The following is a 10,270-nucleotide window of genomic DNA, read 5'->3' on the forward strand; positions in this document are numbered from 1 at the left end:
GCCGCGCACTCCCAATTCACCCCTCATCGACAGAACTTCTCAATGAAATCCTTCGTCATCGTGAGTGCAATGCTCACAGCCATCACCCTGACCGCCTGCAAGCCACAGACACCGGCACCGGCAGCGCCCGTCAGCACCGCCACTGCTCCCGCTGCGCAAGCACCGGCAACGATCACGGGCACATTTTCAGGCACTCTGCCCTGCGCCGATTGTGCTGGTATCGACAGTACCTTGGTGCTGACGGCCGATGGCAAATACCACTTGACCGATGCCTATCAGGATAAAGATCACAGCAGTTTTGTTTCCGAAGGTGAGTATTCACTGGAAAGCAGCGGCAAGACCTTGCACCTGCGGCCAAGCAACAAGGACGAGTACGACGGGTATTACGCCATCGTGTCGCCCACGCAGCTCACCATGCTCGACCGCGAAGGCAAAGCGATCGAGGGCCAACTGAACCACACCCTCACCCGCAAGTAAGCGCATGGGCCGCTGGCGTCCGCCTGCCGAAAAAAGTACGGCACTGATCACCCGCGCAGGCCATGACCGGCTGAAAGCGGAGCTGGATGAACTCTGGCGCATCAAACGCCCCGAGGTGGTGAAAGCCTTGGCGGCGGCGGCGGCAGAAGGCGATCGCTCTGAAAATGCCGAATACACCTATCGCAAGAAACAGCTGGGTGAAATCGACCGCCGTGTGCGCTACCTCAGCAAACGGCTGCCTGATTTGAAGATCGTGGACACGGTACCTTCCGACCGCCAAGCAGTGTTTTTTGGTGCGCAGGTGGAACTGGAGAACATCGCCTCGGGTGACACCGTGCACTATCGCATCGTGGGCCCGGATGAAACCGATGCCAAGCGCGGCTGGATCAGTATCGACGCCCCCTTGGCACGCGTGCTGCTGAAAAAGCGCATGGATGATGAAATCGAAGTGCAGCTCCCCGGCGGCACGATGCGCTTCGCCATCATCGCGGTTAGCTATCAGGAGGCGTGATCGGCATCAGGTCCGCAGTCTTCAGACACGCAAGCCATCAAACTCCGGATGCCGGCGCATCCATACATCGGCATAGGAACACTGCGGCTCCACCTGCAAGCCGTGGTCACGGGCGTATTCCAACGCCGCTTTCACCAGGGCCGCTGCAATTCCGCGCCCACCAATCTCGCTAGGCACGATGGTGTGGGTGATGACGATACGGCCATCGCCCATTGCGTATTCCACATAGGCATGATGGCCATCGGTTTGGGTGATAAAACGATGCGCCGCGTTGTCGTGCGTGACAGCCGTCATGACAGACTCCTGAACATTTGCATCATCCCAACAAGCTGCGGCTGAAATGCCCCAGGATGGCCGGCTGCAGCAGCACCGTGAACAACACACCGTAGGCCGCACCCCACAAATGCGCGCTGTGATTGACGTTGCCGCCGCCACGGCGATCCATCCAGATGCTGTAGCCCACATACAACACGGCAAACAAAAACGCCGGGATCGGCACCGGGATCGGGAAAATAATGAGTTTGGTCCACGGGTCGAACAAAATTGCCGCAAACAGCACCGCCGACACCCCACCCGATGCGCCCAGGCTTCGGTAGTTGGGGTCGCGCTGGTGTTTGATGAAGGTGGGCAGGATCGACACCACGATGGCCGACAGATAAAACAACACAAACCCCAGCGGCGTGATCCATGCCGAAAACACCCGCTCTACCGCACTGCCAAACGACCAGAACGTAATCATGTTGAATAGCAGGTGTGTCCAGTCCGCATGCACGAAACCGTAGGTCAGCAGGCGATCGTATTGGCGGTTGCGCTGTACCGCCGGCGGCCACAGGATCAAGCGCGCCAGCAAGTGCTGATCACTGAAGCTGCGCCAACTGACCAATACGGTGATGGCGATGATGATGTAAGTGAACACGGCTCAAGCCATCCGGTAGTTATCTTGCATGGGATACGTGCGGGCGTAGGCCGCAAATGCCAAGGCCGCGACAAATGCAAACAGGGCGAAGAAAAACATCAGAAATGCGTTTTCGCTATAACCGCTGCTGGCGATCCGTGCGGTTACCGTTTCATTGCGCACCGCCACGTTGGTCAGCAGTACCCACAGGCTACCGAAGGTGCTGGTCAGGTACCAAAATGCCATGATCACGCCTTTCATCCCGGCGGTGGCCTGGCTGTAAGCAAATTCCAGTGCCGTGGCCGACACCAGCACTTCCCCAAACGTCAACAACAGATACGGCCAAGTCTGCCATGCCAAGGACGTGGGCACGCCATTGTCAATCTGCAGTTGCAACAACCCGGCGATCACCCATGCGATGCCGGCAAACATGATGCCCCAGCCCATCCGCCGCAACGGCGTTGGCTGATAGCCCAAACGACGCAGTACCGGGTACAACACGATGTTGTTGAACGGGATCAACAGCATGATCAGCAGCGGATTCAGAGCCTGCATCTGGCCTGCCTCCTGCACCAGCCAACTGGGCCACCACCACAGCGCGTGCGGGATGCTCATCGCCTTGCCTTGAATCACCCAAGTGCTGGCTTTCTGGTCGAACAACGACCAAAACGGCGTGGTCAGCGCAAACACGATCAAGATGCGCAACACCGCACGCACGCCATCCACCGCTGCATCCGGGTGCAAACCGCGCGCACGCTCCAGTTGCATTGACACCCCGATGCCGCCAAATGCGATCAGCGTACCCAGCGCCAGGCACGCCGTAATCACGAAATGAAATGCCTGCGGCCAAAATGCCGGCGCGACACCAAAGCCAACCTGCAGCGCCCAACATGACAACATTGCCATCGCCAGCAGCGCGCCCGCACTGGCAACCAGCAGCCCCCATCGCCGCTTCCCCGGCAACTGCGCCAGCAGTGCAGTGCGGGCCACATGGAAAAACGCATCCGGGTCTGTACCGTGGCTTGGCGGCACCCGCACGTACTGGCCACGCCCCAACCAAAACAGGATGGTGGCAATGAACATCAGCACGCCAGGAATACCGAACGCGACGGCTGGCCCAAGGTTGCGCAGCAACAACGGCATCAATAAGGACGCAAAAAAGCTGCCGAAATTGATCGTCCAGTAGAAGCCATCGAACACCAGTTTCGCCAAATGCTTGTTGGCACTGGTGAACTGGTCACCACAAAAACTCACCACTAGCGGTTTGATCCCACCGCTGCCCAACGCGATCAAAAACAAGCCGGTATAGAATCCGCTGCGATCGCTCTCGAACAATGCAAGGCAGGCATGGCCAGTGCAGTAAATCAGTGAGAACCACAGCACCGTGTTGTACTTGCCGAAGAAGCGGTCAGCCAGCCAGCCGCCCAACAGCGGGAAGAAATACACCCCAATCACGAAGCTGTGGAACACATCCTTGGCCACACCTTGCCGTTCGGTTTCCGGCACATACGCCAAGATCACGCTGGAGACGAGGAACTGCACCAAGATGTTGCGCATGCCGTAGAAGCTGAAGCGCTCGCAAGCTTCATTGCCGATGATGTATGGAATCTGCCGCGGCAGCCGCGCCACCTCGCTCAAGCCCATTCGGTCAGCCCCTCGGCGGCATACAACTTGGCAAACGACGGCCGCGCTTTCATGCGCGCCGCCAGTGCGGCCAACTGCGGGAAGTCAGTGGCCGGGGTTGGCGTATTGCGTGCCCACCGCATCAGCATGACCAGATAGAAATCCGGCACGCTGGGCGCATCTCCCAACAGGTACGGCCCGTGCGCCGTCAGGTGGGCATCCAGACGCTGCCAATGTGCCGCCACACGCTGCGCGACATGCGCATGCACGGCATCGCGATTGTCCTCACCCGCCACTTCACCCGGATACCACCACTGCCGCAGTAGCGGCTGCACTTCGTTGGCCAGATCGAACATCCATTGCAGGAAATCCATCCGCAATGGGTTATCCACACGCGGCGCAAGCCCGTGCTGCGGATGGCGTTCGGCCAGCCAAAGCGCCAATGCTGCGGCCTCATGCTGCGGCTTGCCATCCACGACAAGTGTGGGCACCACGCCGTTCGGATTGAGCGCCAAATACTCGGGAGATTTCTGCGCGCGGCTTGCAAAATCGACCAACCGCAACTCGTAGGGCATGTCGAATTCAAGCATCAGCCAATGCACCAGAAAACTGGCTGAACCGGGGGCGTAATACAGCAAGGTCGTCATCGCAGCATCCACATCCAATCCGGGAGATGCCCCATTCTCACACATGCCCATGCCAGCGCAGCGTGACTTTGGGCAGTCCTGCGCAACGGTCACCGTGGACTACCATCCCTGCACCGTTCAGGAGACTCCCCCATGCGTCACAGCATTCTTGCATTGGCCCTGCTAACCGCCGTGCCAACCATTGCGATGGCCGCCAAACCCAATCTTGGCACCGTGGCCGAACGCAGCGGTTACCAGCAGACCGGTCGCTATGATGAGGTCATTGCCCTGTGTGCCGCCTTCCAACAGGTATTTCCGCAATCAGCACGCTGCTTTGACTTCGGCACCAGCCCGCAGGGCCGGCCAATGAAGGCGCTGGCGGTGTCCACCAGTGGCGCACTGACGGCTGACGATGCCCGTGCCAAGGGCGTGCCGGTGGTGTTGGCGCAGGGCGGCATCCATGCCGGTGAAATCGACGGCAAGGACGCTGGCTTCGGGCTGCTGCGCGATCTGTTGCAGGGCAAGGTTGGCAAGGGTCTGCTGGACAAGCAGGTGTTGCTGTTCGTGCCGGTATTCAATGTCGATGGCCACGAAAACTTCAAAGCATGGAACCGCCCCAACCAGCGCGGGCCGGCGGAAATGGGGTTCCGGGTGACCGCCCAGCGCTACAACCTCAACCGTGATTATGTGAAAGCCGACGCCCCGGAAATGCAGGCGATGCTGGCGCTGGTCAATGCCTGGGATCCGCTGGCCACATTGGATTTGCATGTCACGGATGGCGCCAAATTCCGCCACGACATTTCCGTCACCGGCGACCCGGTCAACGTGGGCGATACCGCCCTGCGCGAAGCCGGCAAGGCGCTCAAGGCCGGCATCATTGCCAAGCTCAAAACCCAGGGCTCGCTGCCGGTGGATTTCTACCCCAGCTTTGCCGACTATGACGACCCCGCCAGCGGCTTTGTGGAAACCGCCTACACCCCGCGCTTTTCCAGCGGCTATTTCCCGCTGCGCAACCGGCTGGTGATGCTGATCGAAACCCACTCGTGGAAGACCTACCCCGAGCGCGTGCACAGCACATATAACGCCGTGCTGGATACACTGGAACTGGTGGCGCAACACGGCAGCCAGTGGCGGCAGTTGGAGCTCGATGCCGACACGCGCGCCGCGCAACTGGCCGGAAAACCCGTCCCGCTGGATTACAAAACCACCGAGGAAAAACGCATCATCGACTTCCTTGGCTATGCCTACAAGCGCATGCCATCCACGGTTTCCGGCACCGACATGGTGGTGTATGACGAGCGCACCCCGCAGCTGTGGATGCTGCCGCTGCGTGACACCATCGTTCCCGGCATTACCGTCATCGCGCCCAAGGCCGGTTATCTGGTGCCTGCCGAATACGCCGCACAAGTCGGCGCTGCGCTGCGTTTGCACGGCATTGAATTCCGCACACTTGCAACACCGCAGGCCAACGCCGAGGTGGAGTCCTTTATCGCCGACAGTGTGAAGTTTGCAGCCGCGCCTAGCGAAGGCCACCAGCGCACCACACTCACCGGCAACTGGAAGCCTGCATCCGCCAACCTGGTGGCGGGGGCGCTATTTGTGCCCATCGCGCAAGCCAAGGCACGCCTGGTCATGGCCATTCTTGAGCCACAAGCCCCCGACTCCATCGCCGCATGGGGCGGCTTCAACAACAGTTTTGAGCGCAAGGAATACATGGAAAGCTACGTGGCCGAAGAACAGGCGCGGCTGATGCTGGCCAAAGATTCCGCGCTGCAGGCCGAATTTGACAAGAAGTTGAAAGACGATCCCGAATTCGCCAAGAACCCGATGGCGCGTCTGGATTTTTTCGCGCGTCGGCACCCGGCGTGGGACCTGGGCTATAACCGCTATCCGGTGCTGCGTACGGGCACGGCTTATTGAGGATTCAACAGTTCTCGTACTTCCAGTTGCGGCGCTTGCCTTCGGCCATCCATCCCACCGCCTGCGTCACTCGCTTGCTGCGAGTTTCCTCACGCTTGGCTTCAGCGATCCATTCGATGTATTCGCGTTTGCAGCTTGGTGGAAATGCCTCGAATGTCGCCTGCGCGGCCTTGTTCTTCTTCAATGCAGCCAACAATGATTCTGGCATTTCCGCCTGCGGCTTCGATGAAGACCTACGCGGCGGCGACTTCACGCCATCTTCGTTGAGCTTCATCGCCTTGCGAATCTGCATCAGCAAGGTTCGCTTCGATGGCAGGTCATCCACTGAGGTCAGTTTGCCAAAGCTGCCCATGCCGTCGTGTGGCTCGCCTTCACCCACTACCAGCGCATGCTTCCAGAAGCCGAACGAAGCGTGCTGCTTGAACGCCGCCATCCCGCACAGGATGCTGCCCGCATACATGAAGGTCGGCATGCCCCATTTGATCGTTTCCTCGGCATCCGGGCAGGCATCGTGCAACAACCCGCGTACATGCGTGAGAATGGGTTGCGCGAACGGTGCGGCGCGTGCGATGTAAGCGTCGATACGTGGGTCATGGGGCATGGCAGTTGCACACAAATGGACTTGCGCGCATTCTGCGCCGGTGTCAACCACGAAAACAGGGGGCGACATGGCCACTGCCGAACGTCGCAGCACGATCACCCCGCTCAGTCGCACGCTGCGGCGTGAGCTCAACGAAGCGCAAATCGACACCTTGGTCGGCTTGGAACGTTTTGGCTGGGAACTCAAATTCATCCGCAAACCTCTGTTCAAAGCGTCCGTCCCGGTGATCTTCGATGGCGATCGCAAAGTGTTTGCCACCTTGGAGCCGGATGGTCGCTTGAATGAGCATCCGCCCTTTCATATCCGCCCATTCTGAGCCTGGATTCCTGCATGCGTAAGCCACTGACGTGGGGTCTGCTGTTATTGGTGCTGGCTGGTGTTTGGTGGATGCAAGATCGCTCCGCGCAGGTGGGGAGTGCACGCACGCCAACGGTGTCGACTGCGAACGGTGCCCGCACGGTTGCCGCACAGACTACCGCAGCATCGCGGGGTGGACCTGCTGCAAGACTCACTACCAGCTCTGCTGCAAGTGCACTCCCGGATTTTCTGCCTGCCGAAGCCTTGCGCAGCATCACGCTGATTCAACGCGGCGGCCCGTTCCCACACCACCAGGATGGCGGTGTATTCGGCAATTTTGAAAGTCACTTGCCGCGCCAACCGCGTGGCTGGTATCACGAATACACGGTGGAAACCCCGGGTGCGCGCAATCGCGGCACGCGCCGCATCATCACCGGTGGTACGCCGCCGCGTGAGTGGTATTACACCGATGATCACTACGCCAGCTTCCGTCGCTTCGACGTTCATTGAGGCACACCATGCACGACGACGAAGCCTTCAGTTTGGACCTGCATGACGCCAATCAGGCTGGTGTCTATTTCGTCACCGAGGACGATCTGGGCACGCTCGCCGACTCCACGCATGACGCCCGGTTATTGCTGCGCACCATCGACTTACGCGACTGCACCGACAAAGACGCGCTGCTGCTGCACTTGGCCAATGCCCTGGAGTTTCCCGCCGATCAAGGCCGCAATTGGGATGCCCTGTCCGACCAGTTGCGTGACCTGTCCTGGCTGCCGGCTGCGGGCGGCTACAGTGTGCTGCTGTCGCATACCGAAGACCTGCGTGATGCCGACGAAGCCAGCTTCGACATCTTGCTGGACATCCTTGATACCGCCGTACTGGATTGGCAACAACGGCATATTCCGTTCTGGGTATTTTTTGCGCTTCCCGAGGCCGAGTTCCCACCGCAAGAATGACCCACGCGCTAGCATACGCGGATGGATGCCACGAACTCTGCAGATTTGCGCTTCGCCACCTTGCATGACATCCCCGCACTGGTTGCGCTGGTGACCTCCGCCTATCGCGGCGATGCCAGTCGCGCCGGCTGGACTACCGAAGCCGATCTGCTGGAAGGCGAGCGCATCGACCCTGCCGTCTTGCGGCATGACCTTGAGCGAGCACGCAGCAAGATCGTGGTGTTGGAACAGGCCGGCAACCTGCTTGCCTGCGCACATGTGGCCGAGGATGACGGCGCAGGCTACTTTGGCATGTTTGCGGTCGCCCCCACCTTGCAAGGCGGCGGCATTGGCAAGCGCCTGTTGGCCGAATGCGAGCGCATCGTCCAACAGGACTGGCAACTCCCCGTCATGCGCATGACGGTGATTGACGTGCGCGATGCACTGATCGCGTTTTACCAGCGCCGCGGCTACCACCGTACTGGCGTATTCAAGCCTTTTCCATATGGCGATGCACGCTTCGGTCATCCCAAGCGGGACGACCTGCGCTTTGAAGTCCTCGAAAAATCCTTGCTTGAAACCTCGCTGCCCGTGGAAACCACTGCATGAGCGACATTTGGACCTTCGTCTGCACCACTGCCGAGCTGCTGCCCGGCGAAATGAAAGTGGCATTCGATGACATCACCGGGACACCCATCGCCGTGTTCAATCTGGATGGCATGCTGTACGCGCTGGAAGACCAGTGCACACATGAGGATTTCGAGCTGTCGGCCGGCCATTTCGACGCCGGCAGCGGCGAAGTGGAATGCGTGCTGCATGGCGCAAAGTTCGATGTTCGCGATGGCAAAGCACTGTGCGCGCCCGCCTATGAGCCAGTGGCGAAGTTCCCGGTCAAGGTCGAAAACGGCCAAGTGCTGGTGCGTGACGATCGCTGATTTGCTTTGTCCACCCTTCTTATTGCATTTGCGAATCATTCTCGTTAGCATGCGCAACTTCGGCGCGTTTTGCGCTGCAACATGCCCATGAGACCCCATGTCGCCTTCCTGTTCTGCTGCTTTTCGTCCGCTTCGCACCCCACTGACCTTGGCCATCGGCCTGATCCTGAGTGCCCACGCCTTTGCCGGTGACGCCAGCGAAGAGGACGCCAAGCGCGACCCCACGAAGAATGTGGATACGGTGATCGTGGTCGGCCAACGCTACCTGCCGGACTATCAGGTGCGGCAAACGCGCAGTGCCACCAAGACCGACACCCCGCTGATCAATGTGCCGCAAGCCGTCACCGTGATTACCGACAAACTGGTGGCCGACCAGGCCATCACCACCCTGTCCGATACCTTCCGCTACATCCCCGGCGTGGGCACCTCACAGGGCGAAGGCAACCGCGACCAAGCGGTGATGCGTGGCAACAGCAGCAATGCCGATTTCTATGTGGATGGCATCCGTGATGACATCGCTTACTACCGCGATACCTACAACCTGGAGCGCGCCGAAGCACTGAAAGGCGCCAACGCGATGATCTTTGGCCGTGGCGGCAGCGGCGGCGTGATCAACCGCATCACCAAATTGGCCGATGGCATGAACCATGGCAGCGGCACCTTGCAATTGGGCTCCGGCCTGCGCCGGCGTGGCACCCTGGATTACGGCATTGGCTTTGGCGAGTCGGCGGGCTTCCGTGTGACAGCCGTGCATGAACATTCGGACAGCTTCCGTGACGATGCGTATTTGAAGCGCTACGGCATCAACCCCAGTTTCAGCATTGGCTTCGGTGCGGCCACACGCCTGCAACTGTCGTTTGAAAAGTTTCACGATGACCGCACCGCTGACCGCGGCATCCCATCGTTCAATGGCCGCCCGGTCAACACCCCCCCATCCACGTTCTTCGGCAACCCAAAACTCAGCCGCACCGAAGCCGATGTGGCGGCGTTCGACGCCATCCTCGACCACGCATTCAGCGACAACCTCAACCTGCGCAACCACCTGCGCCTGGCCAATTACGACAAGTACTACCAAAACATTTTCCCAAGCAGCGTGGATGCCAGCGGCACACGGGTGACGCTGGCCGGTTATCGCAGTGACAGCTCGCGCCGCAACCTGTTCAACCAAACGGATCTGGTGTGGAAAGTGGCGTCCGGTGCGCTCCATCACACCGTCCTTGCCGGTGTGGAGCTGGCACGCCAGGCTACGGATAACTACCGCACCACCGCATACTTTGCACCGGGCGCGAATAGCGTTCCGCTATCCAACCCCAACGTCAATGTGCCGGCAACCTTCAGCCAAAGTGCTACCGATGCCGACAACCACGGCATCGCCAAAACCGCGGCGCTGTATCTGCAAGATCAAATTGAATTCTCGCCGCAGTGGCAGGCCATCGTGGGCGTGCGC

14 protein-coding genes are annotated in these 10,270 nt (G+C 59.9%); 9 read left to right on the forward strand and 5 right to left on the reverse strand.

Annotation, left to right across the window (positions count from 1 at the left end; all coding sequences use genetic code 11):
• The first annotated feature begins 42 nt into the window (after window positions 1-42).
• Both QWB57_RS11715 and greB read left to right on the forward strand, forming a co-directional pair.
• The gene (locus tag QWB57_RS11715; RefSeq protein WP_288969664.1) at window positions 43-477 is read left to right on the forward strand and encodes a copper resistance protein NlpE; all 435 of its coding nucleotides are present in this window, start codon (window positions 43-45) and stop codon (window positions 475-477) included.
• 4 nt (window positions 478-481) lie between these two features.
• Window positions 482-988 (forward strand): transcription elongation factor GreB, encoded by a 507-nt coding sequence (gene greB, locus QWB57_RS11720; RefSeq protein ID WP_288969665.1) that lies wholly within the window; start codon window positions 482-484, stop codon window positions 986-988.
• A gap of 21 nt (window positions 989-1,009) precedes the next feature.
• On the opposite strand, the gene QWB57_RS11725 is transcribed toward greB, so the two are convergent.
• The 4 genes from QWB57_RS11725 to QWB57_RS11740 are packed head-to-tail and all read right to left on the reverse strand — an operon-like array spanning window position 1,010 to window position 4,153.
• A complete protein-coding gene (locus tag QWB57_RS11725) occupies window positions 1,010-1,282 on the reverse strand; it encodes a GNAT family N-acetyltransferase (protein ID WP_223626637.1) in 273 nt (90 codons plus the stop codon).
• Between the two features lie 22 nt (window positions 1,283-1,304).
• Window positions 1,305-1,904 (reverse strand): rhomboid family intramembrane serine protease, encoded by a 600-nt coding sequence (locus QWB57_RS11730; RefSeq protein WP_223626635.1) that lies wholly within the window; start codon window positions 1,902-1,904, stop codon window positions 1,305-1,307.
• 3 nt (window positions 1,905-1,907) lie between these two features.
• Window positions 1,908-3,527, reverse strand: a complete 1,620-nt coding sequence (locus QWB57_RS11735) for an MFS transporter (RefSeq protein WP_288969666.1) — start codon at window positions 3,525-3,527, stop codon at window positions 1,908-1,910.
• Window positions 3,518-4,153 (reverse strand): glutathione S-transferase family protein, encoded by a 636-nt coding sequence (locus QWB57_RS11740; protein WP_223626631.1) that lies wholly within the window; start codon window positions 4,151-4,153, stop codon window positions 3,518-3,520. The genes QWB57_RS11735 and QWB57_RS11740 overlap by 10 nt, the downstream gene beginning before the upstream one ends.
• A gap of 132 nt (window positions 4,154-4,285) precedes the next feature.
• Here QWB57_RS11740 and QWB57_RS11745 point away from each other — a divergent pair, with 132 nt between their 5' ends.
• Window positions 4,286-6,052, forward strand: a complete 1,767-nt coding sequence (locus QWB57_RS11745) for a M14 family metallopeptidase (RefSeq protein ID WP_223626629.1) — start codon at window positions 4,286-4,288, stop codon at window positions 6,050-6,052.
• A 4-nt stretch (window positions 6,053-6,056) separates the two neighbouring features.
• On the opposite strand, the gene QWB57_RS11750 is transcribed toward QWB57_RS11745, so the two are convergent.
• Entirely contained in the window at window positions 6,057-6,653 is a 597-nt protein-coding gene (locus QWB57_RS11750; protein ID WP_223626627.1) for a YdeI/OmpD-associated family protein, read from the reverse strand.
• A 67-nt stretch (window positions 6,654-6,720) separates the two neighbouring features.
• On the opposite strand from QWB57_RS11750, the gene QWB57_RS11755 reads away from it, so the two are divergent.
• The 6 genes from QWB57_RS11755 to QWB57_RS11780 form a co-directional block, all read left to right on the forward strand.
• Window positions 6,721-6,969 (forward strand): hypothetical protein, encoded by a 249-nt coding sequence (locus QWB57_RS11755; RefSeq protein ID WP_223626625.1) that lies wholly within the window; start codon window positions 6,721-6,723, stop codon window positions 6,967-6,969.
• A 14-nt stretch (window positions 6,970-6,983) separates the two neighbouring features.
• Complete coding sequence (locus QWB57_RS11760) at window positions 6,984-7,460, forward strand: ribonuclease domain-containing protein (protein WP_288969668.1); 477 nt, start codon at window positions 6,984-6,986, stop codon at window positions 7,458-7,460.
• 8 nt (window positions 7,461-7,468) lie between these two features.
• Window positions 7,469-7,909, forward strand: a complete 441-nt coding sequence (locus QWB57_RS11765; RefSeq protein WP_288969669.1) for a barstar family protein — start codon at window positions 7,469-7,471, stop codon at window positions 7,907-7,909.
• A 21-nt stretch (window positions 7,910-7,930) separates the two neighbouring features.
• Window positions 7,931-8,497, forward strand: a complete 567-nt coding sequence (locus QWB57_RS11770) for a GNAT family N-acetyltransferase (RefSeq protein WP_288969671.1) — start codon at window positions 7,931-7,933, stop codon at window positions 8,495-8,497.
• Window positions 8,494-8,823, forward strand: coding sequence for a non-heme iron oxygenase ferredoxin subunit (locus tag QWB57_RS11775; protein WP_223626616.1), 330 nt, complete (start codon window positions 8,494-8,496; stop codon window positions 8,821-8,823). The genes QWB57_RS11770 and QWB57_RS11775 overlap by 4 nt, the downstream gene beginning before the upstream one ends.
• Before the next feature lie 97 nt (window positions 8,824-8,920).
• Window positions 8,921-10,270: TonB-dependent receptor (locus QWB57_RS11780; protein WP_288969673.1), on the forward strand; the 1,350-nt coding region annotated here is incomplete at its 3' end.

This window comes from uncultured Thermomonas sp., assembly GCF_937872235.1.
GTDB classification, from domain to species: domain Bacteria; phylum Pseudomonadota; class Gammaproteobacteria; order Xanthomonadales; family Xanthomonadaceae; genus Thermomonas; species Thermomonas beijingensis.